This is a genomic window from Streptomyces sp. NPDC002698, from assembly GCF_042888945.1.
GTDB lineage: Bacteria > Actinomycetota > Actinomycetes > Streptomycetales > Streptomycetaceae > Streptomyces.
Genome location: NZ_JBIAQM010000038.1, coordinates 25,794 through 41,809 on the forward strand (window position 1 = coordinate 25,794; position 16,016 = coordinate 41,809).

A 16,016-nucleotide genomic window follows, 5' to 3' on the forward strand; every position below is an offset into this window, starting at 1 on the left:
CACCGACCAGCAGAAAAGACACCAGCCATGAACCCCACCACCGACACCGACATGCGGCAGTGGGCCGCCGACGCCCGCTGCCCCCGCACCGTCCGCGCACCGTACCTGGAGAAGCTCCGGCGCCACGGCTTCGTCGTCCTGGAACCCCAAGGCCCGGACCCGATGCCCCTCGAGGACCTCATGGCCCCACTCGGCCGGCCGACGCCGTACGGGTTCGGAACACAACTCATCCAGGAACAGCGGCCCGACACCGACAACTCGCAGTTCCGCACCGGCGCCATACCGATGCACACCGACGCCCTCCTGAACGCCAACCCGGTCGGCTACATCGGCCTGGAGTGCCTCCAGGCCCCCGACAAGGGCGGCGAGACGCTGGTCGCCAGCAGCCGCGCCTTCTTCGCGACAGCCCCCGCCGCCCTGGTGGACACGCTGCGCGGCATCGAGATCGAGTACTGGTCCCGGGTCTCGGGCTTCTACGTGGAACGCCCCGACGGCAACCCGGTGGTGGCGCCCGTACAGGTCGACCCGGTCACGGGCGGGGACGCGCTGTGGATCGGGCTCGACCACCCCGCCGACCCGCACCGCAACTACGGCGCGGCCGTGATCGGCTACACCGGACGACAGAACCGCGAACTCTTCGCCACCCTCGACCGGACACTGAACATCCCCGAAGTGACGTACGCGCACCGGTGGCGGCCCGGCCAGATCCTGATCATGGACAACCGACGCGTCCTCCACGCACGCACCGCCTATCACCCCGACACCCCACGCAAACTGCGCCGCGTCTCCGTCACCTGACCCACCCCCCGGCCATGTGGCTGCAGTCGCTCCCGTGAGGACTGACCGACGCAGTCGGCTGCTACCTTCCGAGCCATGAACGACAGCGTGTATGTGGGCAATGCGGGCAAGGACGGGGCACTGGACCGGGGGTGGCTGCTGGGGCACTTCAAGGACGTCTCCGATCCTCGGCACAGCGAGGCCGTGGAGATCAAATGGGGCGTCCATCCGCAGGGCGATGAGCGGGCTCAGTGGGTGACGGGCGAAGAGCGCACCGCCCTGCTGGTCCTCATCAGCGGGCGCTTCCGGGTGGAACTGCCCGGACGCGGCGTCCTCTTGGCCCAGCAGGGGGACTATGTCATGTGGGGCCGAGGCGTCGACCACTCCTGGTTCGCGGAGGAAGAGTCCGTGGTTCTGACCGTCCGATGGCCCTCACTCCCCGGCTACAAGGCGACCGATCAGGGCATCTGAGGAAGCGGCGGACATCAGGACCGGTACCAGTCGTCCCCGCCGGAGTTCAGCACGCGGCCGAGGTAGTCCCGCAGACCGCCGGCGACCCAGCGACGGCTGTCGCTCTCGTGCTCCCAGACGAAGATGTCGGGGCGCTCGGGCCTTTGCACGAAGGCGAATTGGTCCCCGCCACCGTTGTCCCCGAAGAAGAGGAAAGCGTCGAAGGGCATGTAGAGCCGGGCGAGCGTTTCGTCCGACCAGAAGAGAAGGTTCTGCTCGACGATCCGGTCCAGGGGCCAGACGGTGTCCGTGTCGGTGTGTCCGATCACCCCGTCGCTCTCGAGGAGCAGCGCCCGCAGTTCGGCCGGCAGGGTCCGCCCGAGCCGCTCCTGCGCCACGGCAAGGCCGGACTCCTGAACCGCCTCCCGCAGGCCCACACCGGGGAAGGTCTGCGCCGCTGTCTCTCTCCACATGGTCCAAAGCCTACGTCGCGGGCGAGTTCGGCGATTTCGACGCTGCCATCACGCACTTTCCGAACTGCCCGCCGCGGAGCGTGAGGTGCTCGTCCCCCTGGCCCGGCCCGGTGCGCCTGCGAAACCTTTGAGAGCCTAAAGTCGGTGCCCGTTACAGCCATTTGGGGCGCGGGGTGATGCCCGCGGAGAAGAGGGGCCCGATGTCGCACGACGATGGAACAAGCCCGACGCCGAGATCCGGCGCACCCACGTACGCGATGCTGACGGCCGAGGCACGGCGCCAGGCGGCGCTGACCAGGCCCACGGCACGCAGCCGTCGTGAGGCGGACATTCGCACGGTGCGGTGGTGGCGGGTGCGGACGCTGCGGAGCATCTCAGGTCTGTCCATCCTGGCCACGGCACTGGTCTTCGCGCTTCTTCTGCTGGCGATCTGCTGGCTGGTCGGCCCTTCGATACTGCCCGACGCCTGGTTCCCGCTCGTGGTATCGGTCGGCATGGCGCTCTACGGGGCGTACCAACTCCGTGGAGCCGGTGGGACGACGGCCAGGGACTTGGCCCGTACGGCCTGTGCGCCCGGCCCCGTGCCCAAGCGCTATGCCCTGGTGTACGACCCGCCCTGGGGCGGGATCGCCCTGCTGGTGCTGTTCCCGGCCGCCGGAGGCGACGGCGTCCGGCCCGATGCGGTGCTGGAACTCAGGCCTCTGCCTCAAACGTGGCGTCGGTTCCTGGGGACGGGCAAGCTCCCGGCCGACCTGCCTGTGGAGCCCGTCGGCGATCGTAGTGCCGAGGGGCCGCTGTGCACCGGTGGCGTCACACCGAAGTCACACCGGCTCAAAGCGACTTATGTCGTCGTCGGCTCCGCCGTCTGGTCCGTCGCCTCCCGTGGTGACGGGCCAGAGGCGGAGCCGAAGAACCAGCCGGCCGACCGCCGGCCTCGCGGCAGCAAGGGCGGCCGGCCCGCCGGCTTCGACCAGGGCACGCATCGAATGTATTTCCGGAGTGGTCGTCGGGCCGCTCCGCTACGGTGCGACCATGGCGAACTTCGTGCTGATTGCAGGTGCGCGACTCGGATCGTGGGCGTGGGACGATGTGGTACCGCACCTGCGTGCGGCCGGCCATGGCATCCACCCGCTGACGCTGTCCGGTCTCGCCGAGAAGCAAGGCGTGTCGGCCGGGCAGCAGACCCACGTCCAGGACATCGTTGACGAGGTCGAGCGCCAGGACCTGCGTGAAGTCGTCCTGGTAGGTCACAGCTACTCGGGTATCCCAAGCGGTCAGGCCGCCGGGCGGATCGGCGACCGGCTGGCGCACGTGGTCTTCCTTGACTCCAGTGTTCCGGCCGATGGTGAACCGTTCGTCTCCGCCTGGCCGGACGGCGGGGCGATGATGAGGGCGTCGATCGCCGAGAACGGCGGATTCTGGCCGGTCGCGCCCGCGACCCACTTCGAGGGCCACGGTCTCACCGATGACCAGATCGCACGGATCGTCGGCGGTTCGACGCCACACCCGGGTGCCACGCTGACCGAACCCGCCGTGCTGGAAAGGCCGCTCAGCGACCTCCCGGCGACTTACATCAAGTGCACGCTCGGTGACCCCGAGCCGAGCGACGACGTAGCCAAGCTGCTGACCAGCGGGCGCTGGCGGCTGATCGAGATGGACACCGGCCACTGGCCGATGTTCTCCCAGCCACGCGAACTGGCGCAGATCCTCCTCGACACAGCCGGCGTGTGACCGCAGTTCCATGCTTGCGGATTCCTTGCCGGCCTCGTATCAACTGCGCTGATCACAGCCACTCGTCGACGGCCGCTACGAGGACGGTCGCCTCGTAGCGGACCGCGAGTCTGCCGTACCGCGTGGCGCTCGCGGTAGTCGGCCGGGGCGAAACGAAACGCAGGCCCTTCCGTCCTCGCAGTCGTAGGTTCAGTACTGGGGGTGCACCTCGGCCGAAGCGATGCCCGGGCCACTGACCACCGTGGCGACTCCAAGGCCGAAAGCCACAGCTGTACGGCTCGCGAGCCTCTTGAAGGACTGCACGAAGGACTCCCCGTAGAGGAGGGTGGAGATGCGCTTCGCGTCCTCCCAGCCGGCGGCCCGCATCCCGCAGTCGCGCCGCCCTAAAGCGGTCTCGGACCGGGCGGTGCGGTGGTGCACGCCCGGGGCCCATGCGAGCGAACCGGTGTGCTGACGGCCGCCCGGCGGATCCGTACGAACCTCAGGACATGCTGCCCCGGCACACCGTCCCCGGGGCCGGGGTCCGGCCCGTGCGGAGGTAGCGGTCGACCGTCTCCGTGACGCAGCGGTTCTGCGGGTACGTGCCGTGGCCCTCCTCCTCGGCCGTCAGGAGCACGCCGACGCCGTCGCCCAGGGCGCGGGCCATGTGGCGGGCGCCGGGGTAGGGGGTGGTCGGGTCGCCGGTGCCGCCGACCACCAGGACGGGGGCCGCGCCGTCGGCGTTCACCTGGAGCGTGGTGCGCTCGCCGCCGAACGGCCAGTCGTAGCAGAGATAGACGCCGGTGGACCAGGCAGCGCCGAAGACAGGTGAGGCGGCTTTGACGCGGGCCTCGTCCCGGTCGAGGCGTTCGAAGCCGGGGCGCAGGCTGGAGTCCGCACAGGTGATCGCCGTCCGGGCAGCGCGGCTGCTGTCGCGCGGGGTCGCCGCGCGGTCGGCGGAGCGGTCGGCGGAGCCGATGTCGTCCACGCCCTTGCTCAGCGGACGGCCGTCGTTGTGGTCGATCAGCGCGGCGAGGGCCTTGGCGAGCGGCGCCCAGCCCTCCGTACCGAGGTCGAGATGGTCGCTGACGGCGTACGCGAGGTCGTCGGCGTCGAGGTTCCTTCCGGCGCCGGCCGGGGCGGGCTTCTTCTCCAGGCGGTCGGCCAGGCGCGCCATGCGCCGCGCGGCCTCCTCGGGCCCGTCGCCGGTCGGGCAGCGGCGGATACGGGCCGCGCAGTGCGCGGCGAACCGGTCGAACGCCGCCTGGACCGCCTTGACTTGTGACACCTGCTCCTCGTCGAGGTCCTCGGTCGGATCGACGGACGCTTCGAGGACGAGCCGTCCGACGTGCGACGGGTACAGGTGGGCGTAGACCGCGCCGAGCGCCGTTCCGTACGAGACGCCGAAGTAGTGCAGCCGCTCGTCGCCGAGGAGGTAGCGCATCAGGTCGAGGTCGCGCGCGGTGTGTGAGGTGCCGATGTACGGGAGGAGCTCCCCGGAATGCTCGGCGCAGGCGTCGGCCCCGTCGTATCCGGTGTCGTCCGCGGTCTTCCCGCATCGCACGGGGACGGTCGCGCCGACGCCGCGCGGGTCGAAGGACACCAGGTCGTAGCGGTCGAGGAGCGGCTCGTACTGGTTGAGGAATTCGGGCAGTCCGCTCACGCCGGACGCGCCGGGGCCGCCGAAGTTGAGGACGAGCGAGCCGATGCGCCGGGAGTTCGGACCGTTGGCCTTGCGGCGGATCAGAGCGACCTCGATCGTCCTGCCGTCCGGTTTCCGGTAGTCGAGGGGGGCCTTCATGGTGGCGCAGTCGTAGCCCGTGCGCGCGGTGGGCGGCGAGGTGCAGCTGGACCAGTGGAGGTGCTGGCCGGTGGTGAGCGCGGTGGGCAGACCGGCGGGCGGGTTGTTCGCGGTGAACTCCGTACGCGGCTCCGCGCTCCGGCCGGGAGCGTCGTGCTGGAGCCAGGCGCTGACGGCCCCTATCGCGACGAGGACGACCACGGTGATGATGCGCGCGCCGACCGAGAGGCCCGGTTCGCGGCTTCGTATCGGATGTGCGTCACTCATCGAAATCCCCGCGCTCCCGCCCCTGGACGCCCGCCCCGTGCCCGCGTGCCCGTATCCGTGATCGTCCGATCGTCGAATGCGTGCAGGATACAAGCCGCCTCCGACAGCACGGCCGGACGCCCGGCGCGCGATGTCCGGGGCGGCGGGCCCGTCACGGCCGGTCAGCCGGTGGCGGACGGGGACACGGCTCGGCCACCGGTGTGCGGGCGTCGCCCAGACCCGACAACCGGCGGACAGGTACCGGCCCCGGCGCGGCAACCCGTCTCATGAACAAAGCCAGGCCCACGGAGCGATCGCTGTCGAGCTGAAAACAACGATGCAAGCCACTGAGGACAGCACCTCAACAGGGCCGAGGGATGCGGCTGTACGCGGTCGGCCGTGGTGGCCGGCTGGTTCACGTGTGTGCGCCGTGGTGCTCGGGTCGCCGGGGTGACCGGTGGCGCGGCTACCGTGGGTGCACGGCGTAGGTCAGGTGCGTCACTCGCGACGACGGCTCCGAACGGACCGGCTCCAGCGCGACCCTGGACGCGTCCACGCCGTCGAACAGACGGGTGCCGGCGCCGAAAAGCACCGGTGACAGCGCGATCGAGAACTCGTCGACCAGGCCGGCGTTCAGGTGCTCCAGGATCGTCGCGCCGCCGCCGGCGATGCGGACGTCGCGGTCGCCGACGGCCTCGCGGGCCTGGTCGACGGCGTGCTCGATACCGTCGTTGACGAAGTGGAACGTGGTGCCGCCGGGCCGCTCCCACGGGTCACGCTTGGCGTGCGTCACGACGAAGACCGGGGTGTGGAAGGGCGCCTCCTCCGGCCATGACCGCTCGCCGAGGTCGAACATGCGCTTGCCCATGACGCTCGCGCCGGTGCGCTCGAACGTCTCCCGCGCGATGTCGTTGTCGCGTCCCTCCTCGCCGCCCTCGCCGAACTTCAGGTTCTCCCGGAAGAACCGCAGCGGGAAGACCCACTGCTGCAGTTCCGTCCACTGTGCCATCCAGCGCCGCACGTCCGGGTCGTTCTGCCTGCCGGGCGCGAAGAGCTCGTCCTCGACGGGCACGGGCTCGGGCGCGATGAAGCCGTCCAGGGACATCGACACGCTGAAGAACACCTTCCCGGCCATCAGTTCTCCGCCCCCTTCCGAAGGATCTCGGTGACGTAGGCCGCCAGGTTGCCCAGGGTCTGCCGGCCGCCCTCGATCGCGTGGTACTTCTCGACCGCCTCGTCGCGCAGTTCCTTGGTGGGGAACACCGTGTGCATCACGATCCGGGTCGCCGCGCCGTCCGGGGCGAAGGTCAGGACCGACTCGAAGGCGTTCGGGTCGTCGCGTGACTCACCGTGCAGCAGCGCGATCCGCTCCGGCGGGGCGATCCGCAGCCAGCGGATCCACTCGGAGTAGTCGGTCCCGTCCGGCCCGTGCAGCACGAACACCCACTCGCCGCCCTCGCGGAACTCGAAGGACCGCGTGGTGGTGGTGAACCCCTCCGGACCCCACCACCGCGACAGGTGCCGGACCTCGGTGAACGCCTCGAACACCAGCTCCCGCGGGGCGTCGACGACCCGGGAGATCACGATCTCCCGGTCGGCCGTCTCCGGCTCAGCCCGTGTTCCCTGCCCTGCCTCTGCCTCTGCCATCGGTCAGTCCTCCTGCCGTGTCTGCTTGAGGTCCTGCACGTAGGTGTCCAGCCGGTCGAAACTCTCGTTCCAGAACCGCTCGAATCCGCCGACCCACTCGTGGACCGGCCGCAGTCCGCGGGCGTCCAGGCCGTAGAGGCGCTGCTTGCCCACCCCGCGGACCCGCACCAGCCCCACCTCCCGGAGCACCCGCAGGTGCTTGGACGCCCCCGGCTGGCTCATCCCCAACTCCCGGGCCAACTCGGTCACCGGCCGCTCACCCGCCCGCAGCAGCGCCAGGATGTCCCGGCGCTGCGGCTCGGCGATCGCGTTGAACGCGTCCGAGGTCGTCGCTGCTCGTGCCATGGCAACCATCATATTCCCATATCGGAATACATCAAGCTGGGGTCATCTCCGCGTCTCGCCCATCGCTTGCCGCGGGGGCGCCGAAGCCGACGGCAGGACGTCGGCCGGCTTCAGCTGCTCCTGGCGATCCAGGACGTAGCCGTGGAGCTCGGCCGCGTCCACGATCCGCGCGACGACCCGCGACCGCTTTCGGCAAGTCTCATGCGCAGTCACCCCGTTGTGGCACAAACCGCTCCGTCGAGATCGGCCGGAAGCGTAGCTGACAGCGGGATTCTCGATCGCGTTACGTGTCATGTCTCCGTCGATTCATGCACAGCCGTCACCGTCCCGACGGATAGTCACCCCCACGATGAAGGAGCCGTGACCGGTTCGATGAACCGCCGTAGATTCTCCTTGCGCCCCCTCGCCGCGCCGCGTACCGCGCTGATCGGCGTGCTGAGTCTGTTCCTGGCGTCCGGCGCCGGCGGAGTCGGAGACGCCACCGCCTCCGCCTCCGCCGGGGACACGAACTCCTTACAGGTGTCCGGCACCACCACGTCCGGGATCCACAACACCTACGACCCCAACGCGTTCACCTACCTCGCCCAGGGCCTCGACACCGGCACCTCGATGATCGAACTGGACGTCTGGGACGACTTCTTCACCCAGGAGTGGAAGGTCAGTCACAGCAGCCTGACCAGCAACGGCAACAACTGCGTCAACGCCTCCTCGGCCGCCGACCTGTACACCGGCAGCGCCAACAAGAACCTGGAGAGCTGCCTGGACGACGTCCGGGTGTGGCTCGGCGCGCACCCCGGGCATGGGCCGCTGATCATCAAGCTGGAGATGAAAGCCGGCTTCCAGGCCAACCTCGGAATGAGCCCGGCCAAACTGGACCAGTCGATCACCGCGCACCTGGGCGGCCTGGTCTACAAGCCGAACGACCTGCTGAACAAGCCCGGCGGTGGCCGGTACGCCACCCTGGACGAAGCCGCCAAGGCCGGAAACTGGCCCACCCGGGCGCAGTTGGCGGGCAAGGTGCTGCTGGAGATCATCCCCGGCACGGTCGAGGAGAACAACCCGACCGACACCCTGTGGACGGACAAGGAGTACGCGGCCTACCTGCGTAACCTGCACACCGCGGGCACCACCGCGCAGGCGAACATCTTCCCCTCGGTGCACAACGCCGCGTCGGGCGACCCTCGCAGCCGTTACTCCGACACGACGCTGCGGCCCTGGTTCGTGGCATTCGACGGCGACGCGGCCGGTTACGTCGACAACGGCATCGACACGAGTTGGTACGACACCAACCACTACCTGCTGTTCATGACGGACTCGCAGAACGTGTCGCCGGCTCTCGACGACGTCAGCCCGTCGGCGTCCGACGCGTCGGCACGCGTCGCGCTGCTGGCCAAGGCGCACGCCACGGTCGCGTCGAACGACTGGCGGGGCCTGCCGGACGTGCAGTCACTGGTCCTGCCACGCGGCTGATCCTGGGACTGGTCCAGAGCTGATCCAGAGCTGATCCAGAGCTGATCCACGGCTGATCCACGGTTCTGCTGCCGCATCGCTCCGCCGCTCAACCCGCCGGGTGTCCCGGCCGGTCGAAAACACCGATCGGGGCACCCGGCTCGTCGCATGCTCCGAAGCCGGAGGTGACGGCCGGCATGCGCGCGGGCAAGTCGCGGTCGCGGGCCGCTCGCACACGAAGGGGCGGGCGCTTCCCTGCAGTCGCGTCGCGAACTCAACCGGACGGCGTGACCGGTGACCGCATGCCGAGCCACTGCTCGGCACCCCAGGCCTCGAACCGCTCCACCTCGATGAACCCCAGCTTCGCCGCGAGACGCATCGAGCGGACGTTGGCGGTCTGGGTGGTGAGCACCACCGGCTCGCCGGGAAGCGCGTCGGCGAGCCAGCCGAGTGCCGCCGCGCACGCCTCGGCGGCGTACCCGAATCCCCACGCCCGCGGCAGGAACAGGTAGCCGAGATCGGCCTTCCCCGCGGCGGCCGGGCGACGGTCCGCCTCATTTCTCCTGAGCAGGATCTGACCGATCATCGACCCGTCGAGATCGACGACGAGACTCCCGGGCCTCCGCTCGGGCACCCCGGGCATCTCGCGCTCGAGCTCGTCACGCGGGCGGGGGCCGCCGAGGTAGGTGTGCACCTCCGGCGAGGCGTGCAGCTCGACGAACGCCGCACGGTCCCGGGGCTCGGGCTCACGAAGTACGAGCCTCTCGGTCGTGATCGGCTCAGGCGGCCACGCCACGGGTCCCAGATCTTCCATCCGCGCACGCTAACAGGTGGCCGAACGGCCCGGAGGGAGGGATGGCCGCGACAAGGCAACGCCCGTCTGCAGCCGCCCGGTTGACGGGGTCGCCGGGCTACTTGCCCGGGCCGGGCTCGTGACGGTCCCTCAAGCCTGAGCGGGGAGGTGCTCGCCGCCGAGCAGCGCGGAGGCGTTCTGGAGCGGGCTGAGAGCGCTCGGGGGCGTGGCCACCTGCGGAGTGCGGCAGGTGAAACCGAGGCGGGCCATGGCCCGGGTCACTTCCCCGCTCGTGAAATCGCGGCGGTCCTGGCGGGTGATGACCTCGCCCACCTGCTTGACGGGGTAGTGGCAGCGACCGATGATCACGGACTCGCCCGTGATCGGCTCGGGCTTGATCCCCTTCATCGAGGCCAGCACTCCACTCTTGGAGAGGTCGAACGGGAAGCGGGCGATGACGCAGCGCATGGTGCCTCACAGGTAGCGGGAGAACGGGCCGGGTGGGGTCGGGGCATGGGTGGTCGCCGGGAACGGGCGGAACGTTCGCGGGGCCAGGGCGAGGATCAGACCGGGGCGAGCGCGTCCGGGTTGCGGCGCAGGCGGATGACATCGCGTACGCGGAGCCGGTCCGAGTACGCGGCCCCGTCGCGGACGGCGGCGAGCTGGGCCTCGGTGACCGAGTCCGTGCACTGGTCGTCCGCGTCGCAGACGAGGAGATACCCGACACGGGCGCCCGCCATGACGGACAGGGCCACCTCGACGGTCATGTCAGCCCGTACCCGCGGTCCGGAGGCGTCCGCGTGTTCCGCGACGCCAGGGGAAAGGACACCAGCGGAGATGACACCACTGGGGACGACGACGGTGGGGATGGATCCCTCGGAACACAGCTGCATCCGGACGAGCGGCAAAGGTGACTCCTGCTGGGTGAGTACGGCGGGACATGCGGCGACCGGCCGTCGGCATCGTTCTCGGGAACGGGCCGTCGGCGTCATTCGTCGGCGCAGGGCTTCGTTCGTCGGTTCCCTGCCGCCCGTGAACGGGCGGCAGGGAACCGGTGTGCCGGAGGTCGCCGCGGGGGGGGGGGGGGGGGGGGGGGTGTCGGGGCCGGCCCGCGCCCGCGGGCCGGGGGGGGGGGGGGGGCGGGGCGGGGCGGCCCCGGCGCCGCCCCCCCCCCCCCCCCCCCCCCCCCCCCCCCCCGCTTCCGCTCTAGGCCTGGGGGGTGCGACGCGCGGCGGTACCGGTGGACCGGCCCTGGCCGGAGCGGCCACGCCGGCCCCGGGAGGAGGCGGAAGCGGCACGGCGCGGACGCTCCGTGACCGGCGCGCGGATGACGACCGGCACGCCCGAGGGCGCCTGGGCGCCTGTGATCCGGCTCAGCTCCGCTTCTCCTGAACGCACCTGGCTGGTCTGCGGAGTGATGCCCGCGGCGGCCATCAGCCGGGTCATCTCGCGGCGCTGGTTCGGCATCACCAGGGTCACGACGCTTCCGGACTCACCGGCACGGGCCGTACGGCCGCCGCGGTGAAGATAGTCCTTGGGATCGGTCGGCGGGTCGACGTTGACCACGAGGTCCAGCTGGTCGACGTGGATGCCGCGTGCCGCGACGTTGGTCGCCACCAGAACCGTCACGTGCCCGGTCTTGAACTGGGCCAGGGTCCGGGTGCGCTGCGGCTGGGACTTGCCGCCGTGCAGGGACGCGGCGCGGACGCCGCTGTTCAGCAGGTGCTCGGTCAGCCGGTCCACCGCGTGCTTGGTGTCCAGGAACATGATCACCCGGCCGTCGCGTGCCGCGATCTCGGTGGTCGTGCGGCTCTTGTCCGCCGCGTGCACGTGGAGGACATGGTGTTCCATCGTCGTGACCGCGCCCGCGGACGGGTCGACCGAATGGACCACCGGATCGGTCAGGTAGCGGCGGACCAGCAGATCGACGTTGCGGTCCAGGGTGGCGGAGAAGAGCATCCGCTGCCCCTCGGGACGCACCTGGTCGAGCAGTGCGGTGACCTGCGGCATGAAGCCCATGTCGGCCATCTGGTCGGCCTCGTCGAGGACGGTGATGGCGACCTGGTTCAGCCGGCAGTCGCCCCGTTCGATGAGGTCCTTGAGCCTGCCCGGAGTCGCGACGACGACTTCCGCCCCGCCGCGCAGGGCACTGGCCTGCCGACCGATCGACATCCCGCCGACCACGGTGGCCATCCGCAGCCGCACGGAGCGGGCGTACGGGGTGAGCGCGTCGGTGACCTGCTGGGCCAGTTCGCGGGTGGGTACGAGGACCAGGGCCAGCGGCTGGCGGGGCTCGGCGCGCTGCCCGGCGGTGCGGGCCAGCAGCGCGAGGCCGAAGGCGAGGGTCTTTCCGGAACCGGTGCGGCCCCGGCCGAGTACGTCACGACCCGCGAGGGAGTTCGGCAGGGTCGCCCCCTGGATCGGGAAGGGGACGGACACGCCTTCGTGGCCGAGCGCCGCGAGCAGCGGCGCCGGCAGGGCGAGATCGGCGAACTCCTGCACGGCGGGCAGGGCGGGGGTGATCGTCTCCGGCAACGCGAACTCGCCCCGGGGTGCGGCCGATTGACGTCCGTAGCTCTTCGGCCTGCCGGAGGAGCCGGAACGGCCGCCGGCGGAGGTGGCCCCGAAGCGGCTGCCGCCCCTTCTGGAGCCGCCGCCCTCGGTGCGCGTGCGGGCGAAACGATCATTCGTACGTGTGCGGTTCATGCGGAACCTTCCTTGACCTGGCGCGTATCAAGGAATTCCCGCAGCCGTTGAGCGGCGCAGAGAATCGCGAGAACGAGCCGACCGAAATTCGGCACCGAATCGTGGGACCGGTGAAGAATTCTCATGGGATGTCCTGCCGGATTGGCAGCGATGTCCCGAAAAACTGAAGAAATACAGAGTGAAGCGAAATGGCGTTCATGCGCGGACCTGGAATGAGGTCGGCAGCGGGCCTGCGGCGGGAACGGGGCGGGCGCGGATCTGCAGCGAGGGGACGCGGACCGGGATCAAGTGCGCCGGCAGGAGGTCGGCGAGGGCCCGAGTGGCGACCCTGGAACCTCACAGGCGCGGCGGCGGGGCGAACTCACCGCTGACCGCCGGGACGCCCGCGACCGTGCGACGGAAACGCGGCGAGCTGGGGCCCGCACCCCAAGGTGCGGGCCCCAGCTGCGCCGTGCGTGCCGGTGTCAGGCGGAAACGATGTTCTCCGCCGTCGGGCCCTTCTGGCCCTGCGCGATGTCGAAGGAGACCTTCTGGCCTTCCTGGAGCTCACGGAAGCCGGAGCTGGCGATGTTCGAGTAGTGGGCGAAGACGTCGGCGCCGCCGCCGTCCTGCTCGATGAAGCCGAAGCCCTTTTCCGCGTTGAACCACTTCACGGTGCCAGTAGCCATGTCAATTCTCCTTCGGGACGGTGCTCGGGATCCGCACTGTGCGGACTCCGCGTCGCCGCGATGATTAACCCGCCGGAAATGACCGGATACACAGAAGAACACCACCCTGCAAGAACAGGGTGGATGCTCACAAGTTTTTGGGAACCACAACTGCAACTGGTCTCGACACTAGCACGGAACGGTAGATTGCGTGCTGTCGGCTATTTCACTCCGCCTGTCGATCAAGAAATCCTCATCGCGCCTGGAGTCGATTTCTCACCTCGCCGCCATAGATATTGGATCGCCGGAGTCACAGCGTTTCCGTTCAGGAACCATGCGGTGAAGCGCGAAAACCCCCGGCGCTACAACCGCACCCCGCCCGCACCGCTGCCCGCGTCGCGGCGCAGACCGCACGCCACCCTTGATCACCAGAGGCCTGCCACGGGGCCGCCGGCACGAAGGGACCGGGGTGCGTGGGGTGGGGCGGCTGTCCGCACGCGAAGAACGTGCATGAGTCTCAGCTCATAGGCACCTGGCGCGCCCGGAAGTGCCCCACCACCTTGACCTTGAGCGCGGCCGGGAACGCGGACGTGCAGCAACAGGCGCTGAAGGATTTCGCTGCGGCCAAGAACGCCCGCTTCAGGTCCGGGTTCGGGTTCGGGTTCGGTGAGCCGACCTGGCGTAAGAAGTTCGTGCACGAGGGCTTCCGTGTCATCGGCACCGATCGCGTCCCGGAGTTCGAGGCGGACGGTTCGCCGAAGCTGAACGCGAAGACCGGCAGGCAGGTCGTGGGCCGCTCGGTGGTGGTGCACAGGTTCAATCGCCGGTGGGCTCGGGTGAAGGTGCCCGGCTGCGGCTGGGTCCGCTTCCGGCTCAGCCGCAACGGCAAGGGCTCTGAACTGCCGAAGGCGAAGACGTTCCGTGGCACCTGCCGCAACGGCCGGTGGCACATCGCCTTCGCGATCATTCCCGCCCCCATCGAAGGGCACGGCACGAGCGAGGTCATCGGTATCGCCCGGTCGGGGTCAGGCCCGCAGGTAAGTGAGCACGGCCAGGACCCTGCGGTGGGTCTTGTCCGTCAAAGGTAGGTCCAGCTTGGTGAGGATGTTGCCGATGTGCTTGCCGATCGCCGCTTCGGAAACCACCAGCTCCTTGGCGATCGCGCCGTTGGACCTGCCTTCGGCGATCAGTGCCAGCACCTCGCGTTCGCGCGGGGTGAGCCGCTCCAGCGGATCGCGGCGGCGGCGCAGCAATTGGCGCACCACCTCCGGGTCGACCACCGTCCCGCCGTCCGCCACCTTGTGCAGCGCTTCCACGAATTCCTCGACCTGGCCCACCCGGTCCTTGAGCAGATAGCCGACGCCTGATCCGTCGCCGGAGTCCAGGAGTTCGGCGGCGTACGTCCGTTGCACGTACTGGCTGAGGACCAGGACCGGCAGTGTGGGGCGCTTCGCGCGCAGCCGCACTGCCGCGTGCAGGCCCTCGTCCTGGAAACCGGGCGGCATGCGTACGTCCGTCACCACGATGTCGGGGGCATGCTCCTCGACCGCGGCGACCAGTGCCTGCGCGTCCCCGACGGCCGACACCACCTCGTGGCCGCAGCGGCCGAGCAGGCCGATGAGCCCTTCCCGTAGCAGCACGCTGTCTTCGGCCAGCGCTACGCGGAGCGGTCGGCCGCCTTGGTCAACTCGCAAGGAAACTCCACACGCAACAGAGTCGGTCCACCCGGCGGACTGGTCAGGGCAAGTCTGCCATCCAGGACCGATACCCGGTCCGCGAGACCGGTGAGGCCGCTGCCCGCCGAGGGGTCCGCGCCGCCGCGGCCGTCGTCGCGCACCTCGAGGAACAGGCGTCCGTCGCGATGACCGCCGCTCACCTGCGCGCCGTCGGCCCCGCTGTGTTTGGCGACGTTGGCCAGCGCCTCGCAGACCACGAAGTACGCCGCGGACTCGACCGCCTGGGCTGGCCGGCCCGGCAGTTCGAGGTCGACGTCGACGGGGACCACGCAGCGGTCGGCGGCGTCGGCGACGGCGGCCTCCAGGCCGTAGTCCGTGAGGACCCTGGGGTGGATGCCGTGGATGAGTTCGCGCAGCTCCGCGAGCGCCTTGCCCGCCTCCTCCTGGGCCTTGGTGAGCTGGTCCGCGAGCGGGCCGGGCGGGGCGTCGAGGCGGGCCAGCCCGAGGGCCATCGTCAGGGCCACGAGGCGCTGTTGGGCGCCGTCGTGCAGATCGCGCTCGATACGGCGCCGCTCGGCCTCGAAGGCCTCGACCAACCGGACGCGGGAGCGGGCCAGTTCGACCACCTTGGCGCCGAGCTCGCCCTCGCGGGAGGCGATCAGCAGCCGGGCCAGCTCGGCGCGGGCGCCCGCCGTGACACCGAGTACGTAAGCGCACAGACCCATCAGGAGCAGGCCCAGCACGGCGACGCCGAAGGCGGTCGGCCAGGTGGTGACCGTCCACTGCTTGAGCACCTTCGCTTCATGGCCGTCGCCGACCGTGGCCATCAGCAGCGGGGTGGAGACCATGGACAGCGGGAAGAGCAGGGCGACCGTGATCGCCAGGGCATCGACCGGCCACAGCAGCCCGGCGAACAACAGCGCGTACCCGAGCTCCCGCCAGGTCGCCTGTTCGCGCAGCCGGGTGGTCAGCCAGGCCCACAGTCCCGGCGCGGCCGGCACCTGGTGCCGGCCGGACACCGGGTTGCGGTCGATCAGGCGCAGCCTGCGCCGCTCCACCTCGGCCATCGGGATCCCGCTGAGGGCGACCAGGACGAGCAGCGGCAGCCCCACCAAGACGATGGCGAGCGCACCGCAGACCGCTGCCACCGTCACGATCCCCACCAGGGCGGTGGCTCCGGTCACCGCGCCGGTGAGCAGATAACCGGCGGAGCGCCAAGGCCAGGCCGACAGCAGGAAGCCCGGCCGGGACATGGCCTGCCACACGTTCCGAGAGTGCATGTGCATGACCGTAAGT

At 70.2% G+C, this 16,016-nt stretch carries 19 protein-coding genes; 5 read left to right on the forward strand and 14 right to left on the reverse strand.

Annotation, left to right across the window (positions count from 1 at the left end; genetic code table 11):
• The first annotated feature begins 27 nt into the window (after positions 1-27).
• Positions 28-798 carry a TauD/TfdA family dioxygenase gene (locus ACFYW9_RS34405; RefSeq protein WP_389158875.1) on the forward strand — a complete coding sequence of 257 codons (771 nt, stop codon included), beginning with the start codon at positions 28-30 and terminating at the stop codon, positions 796-798.
• Positions 799-873: 75 nt separating this feature from the next.
• Entirely contained in the window at positions 874-1,248 is a 375-nt protein-coding gene (locus ACFYW9_RS34410; RefSeq protein ID WP_389158878.1) for a signal peptidase I, read from the forward strand.
• 14 nt (positions 1,249-1,262) lie between these two features.
• Here the strand turns inward: ACFYW9_RS34410 and ACFYW9_RS34415 are convergent, their stop codons facing one another.
• Together ACFYW9_RS34415 and ACFYW9_RS34420 are read right to left on the reverse strand one after the other, a co-directional pair.
• On the reverse strand, positions 1,263-1,700 hold the full coding sequence (locus ACFYW9_RS34415) for an SMI1/KNR4 family protein (RefSeq protein ID WP_389158881.1): 438 nt from the start codon (positions 1,698-1,700) through the stop codon (positions 1,263-1,265).
• Between the two features lie 151 nt (positions 1,701-1,851).
• Entirely contained in the window at positions 1,852-2,088 is a 237-nt protein-coding gene (locus tag ACFYW9_RS34420) for a hypothetical protein (RefSeq protein WP_389158884.1), read from the reverse strand.
• A 644-nt stretch (positions 2,089-2,732) separates the two neighbouring features.
• Here ACFYW9_RS34420 and ACFYW9_RS34425 point away from each other — a divergent pair.
• Complete coding sequence (locus ACFYW9_RS34425) at positions 2,733-3,431, forward strand: alpha/beta fold hydrolase (protein ID WP_389158887.1); 699 nt, start codon at positions 2,733-2,735, stop codon at positions 3,429-3,431.
• 189 nt (positions 3,432-3,620) lie between these two features.
• Here ACFYW9_RS34425 and ACFYW9_RS34430 read toward each other — a convergent pair whose 3' ends face one another.
• The 5 genes from ACFYW9_RS34430 to ACFYW9_RS34450 form a co-directional block, all read right to left on the reverse strand.
• Complete coding sequence (locus ACFYW9_RS34430) at positions 3,621-3,851, reverse strand: hypothetical protein (protein WP_389158890.1); 231 nt, start codon at positions 3,849-3,851, stop codon at positions 3,621-3,623.
• Between the two features lie 61 nt (positions 3,852-3,912).
• A complete protein-coding gene (locus ACFYW9_RS34435) occupies positions 3,913-5,478 on the reverse strand; it encodes an alpha/beta hydrolase (protein WP_389158893.1) in 1,566 nt (521 codons plus the stop codon).
• Positions 5,479-5,923: 445 nt separating this feature from the next.
• Positions 5,924-6,592, reverse strand: a complete 669-nt coding sequence (locus ACFYW9_RS34440; protein ID WP_389158896.1) for a dihydrofolate reductase family protein — start codon at positions 6,590-6,592, stop codon at positions 5,924-5,926.
• A complete protein-coding gene (locus ACFYW9_RS34445) occupies positions 6,592-7,104 on the reverse strand; it encodes an SRPBCC family protein (RefSeq protein WP_389158899.1) in 513 nt (170 codons plus the stop codon). Before ACFYW9_RS34445 ends, ACFYW9_RS34440 begins: the two co-directional genes overlap by 1 nt.
• A 3-nt stretch (positions 7,105-7,107) precedes the next feature.
• Positions 7,108-7,449: a metalloregulator ArsR/SmtB family transcription factor gene (locus ACFYW9_RS34450; RefSeq protein WP_351874702.1), complete on the reverse strand. Its 342-nt coding sequence runs from the start codon at positions 7,447-7,449 to the stop codon at positions 7,108-7,110.
• Positions 7,450-7,821: 372 nt separating this feature from the next.
• Between ACFYW9_RS34450 and ACFYW9_RS34455 the strand changes: the two genes are divergently transcribed.
• Positions 7,822-8,919: a phosphatidylinositol-specific phospholipase C domain-containing protein gene (locus ACFYW9_RS34455; protein ID WP_389158903.1), complete on the forward strand. Its 1,098-nt coding sequence runs from the start codon at positions 7,822-7,824 to the stop codon at positions 8,917-8,919.
• Between the two features lie 253 nt (positions 8,920-9,172).
• Here the strand turns inward: ACFYW9_RS34455 and ACFYW9_RS34460 are convergent, their stop codons facing one another.
• The 5 genes from ACFYW9_RS34460 to ACFYW9_RS34480 all read right to left on the reverse strand — a co-directional run bounded on the left by ACFYW9_RS34460 (position 9,173) and on the right by ACFYW9_RS34480 (position 13,065).
• Positions 9,173-9,712, reverse strand: coding sequence for a GNAT family N-acetyltransferase (locus tag ACFYW9_RS34460; protein ID WP_389158906.1), 540 nt, complete (start codon positions 9,710-9,712; stop codon positions 9,173-9,175).
• A 129-nt stretch (positions 9,713-9,841) separates the two neighbouring features.
• Complete coding sequence (locus ACFYW9_RS34465) at positions 9,842-10,159, reverse strand: SCO5918 family protein (RefSeq protein WP_389158910.1); 318 nt, start codon at positions 10,157-10,159, stop codon at positions 9,842-9,844.
• A gap of 95 nt (positions 10,160-10,254) precedes the next feature.
• Positions 10,255-10,458: a hypothetical protein gene (locus ACFYW9_RS34470; RefSeq protein WP_351874791.1), complete on the reverse strand. Its 204-nt coding sequence runs from the start codon at positions 10,456-10,458 to the stop codon at positions 10,255-10,257.
• Between the two features lie 439 nt (positions 10,459-10,897).
• A complete protein-coding gene (locus ACFYW9_RS34475; protein ID WP_351872749.1) occupies positions 10,898-12,397 on the reverse strand; it encodes a DEAD/DEAH box helicase in 1,500 nt (499 codons plus the stop codon).
• A gap of 464 nt (positions 12,398-12,861) precedes the next feature.
• Positions 12,862-13,065, reverse strand: coding sequence for a cold-shock protein (locus ACFYW9_RS34480; protein WP_103550103.1), 204 nt, complete (start codon positions 13,063-13,065; stop codon positions 12,862-12,864).
• A 485-nt stretch (positions 13,066-13,550) separates the two neighbouring features.
• On the opposite strand from ACFYW9_RS34480, the gene ACFYW9_RS34485 reads away from it, so the two are divergent.
• A complete protein-coding gene (locus tag ACFYW9_RS34485) occupies positions 13,551-14,132 on the forward strand; it encodes a hypothetical protein (protein WP_389158917.1) in 582 nt (193 codons plus the stop codon).
• Here ACFYW9_RS34485 and ACFYW9_RS34490 read toward each other — a convergent pair.
• Both ACFYW9_RS34490 and ACFYW9_RS34495 read right to left on the reverse strand, forming a co-directional pair.
• On the reverse strand, positions 14,070-14,738 hold the full coding sequence (locus tag ACFYW9_RS34490) for a response regulator (RefSeq protein ID WP_389158920.1): 669 nt from the start codon (positions 14,736-14,738) through the stop codon (positions 14,070-14,072). The two genes, ACFYW9_RS34485 and ACFYW9_RS34490, sit on opposite strands and share 63 nt — an antisense overlap.
• Entirely contained in the window at positions 14,702-15,973 is a 1,272-nt protein-coding gene (locus ACFYW9_RS34495) for a sensor histidine kinase (protein WP_389159011.1), read from the reverse strand. The genes ACFYW9_RS34490 and ACFYW9_RS34495 overlap by 37 nt, the downstream gene beginning before the upstream one ends.
• Positions 15,974-16,016 lie beyond the last annotated feature (43 nt).

Bases quoted from the DNA above. Each gene is read 5' to 3' on its own strand.
- ACFYW9_RS34465 (WP_389158910.1), bottom strand. From the start codon at position 10,159: ATGCGCTGCGTCATCGCCCGCTTCCCGTTCGACCTCTCCAAGAGTGGA.
- ACFYW9_RS34450 (WP_351874702.1), bottom strand. From the start codon at position 7,449: ATGGCACGAGCAGCGACGACCTCGGACGCGTTCAACGCGATCGCCGAG.
- ACFYW9_RS34470 (WP_351874791.1), bottom strand. From the start codon at position 10,458: ATGACCGTCGAGGTGGCCCTGTCCGTCATGGCGGGCGCCCGTGTCGGG.
- ACFYW9_RS34420 (WP_389158884.1), bottom strand. From the start codon at position 2,088: ATGGACAGACCTGAGATGCTCCGCAGCGTCCGCACCCGCCACCACCGC.
- ACFYW9_RS34405 (WP_389158875.1), top strand. From the start codon at position 28: ATGAACCCCACCACCGACACCGACATGCGGCAGTGGGCCGCCGACGCC.
- ACFYW9_RS34495 (WP_389159011.1), bottom strand. From the start codon at position 15,973: ATGTCCCGGCCGGGCTTCCTGCTGTCGGCCTGGCCTTGGCGCTCCGCC.
- ACFYW9_RS34440 (WP_389158896.1), bottom strand. From the start codon at position 6,592: ATGGCCGGGAAGGTGTTCTTCAGCGTGTCGATGTCCCTGGACGGCTTC.
- ACFYW9_RS34445 (WP_389158899.1), bottom strand. From the start codon at position 7,104: ATGGCAGAGGCAGAGGCAGGGCAGGGAACACGGGCTGAGCCGGAGACG.
- ACFYW9_RS34425 (WP_389158887.1), top strand. From the start codon at position 2,733: ATGGCGAACTTCGTGCTGATTGCAGGTGCGCGACTCGGATCGTGGGCG.
- ACFYW9_RS34410 (WP_389158878.1), top strand. From the start codon at position 874: ATGAACGACAGCGTGTATGTGGGCAATGCGGGCAAGGACGGGGCACTG.
- ACFYW9_RS34435 (WP_389158893.1), bottom strand. From the start codon at position 5,478: ATGAGTGACGCACATCCGATACGAAGCCGCGAACCGGGCCTCTCGGTC.
- ACFYW9_RS34455 (WP_389158903.1), top strand. From the start codon at position 7,822: ATGAACCGCCGTAGATTCTCCTTGCGCCCCCTCGCCGCGCCGCGTACC.
- ACFYW9_RS34415 (WP_389158881.1), bottom strand. From the start codon at position 1,700: ATGTGGAGAGAGACAGCGGCGCAGACCTTCCCCGGTGTGGGCCTGCGG.
- ACFYW9_RS34480 (WP_103550103.1), bottom strand. From the start codon at position 13,065: ATGGCTACTGGCACCGTGAAGTGGTTCAACGCGGAAAAGGGCTTCGGC.
- ACFYW9_RS34475 (WP_351872749.1), bottom strand. From the start codon at position 12,397: ATGAACCGCACACGTACGAATGATCGTTTCGCCCGCACGCGCACCGAG.
- ACFYW9_RS34460 (WP_389158906.1), bottom strand. From the start codon at position 9,712: ATGGAAGATCTGGGACCCGTGGCGTGGCCGCCTGAGCCGATCACGACC.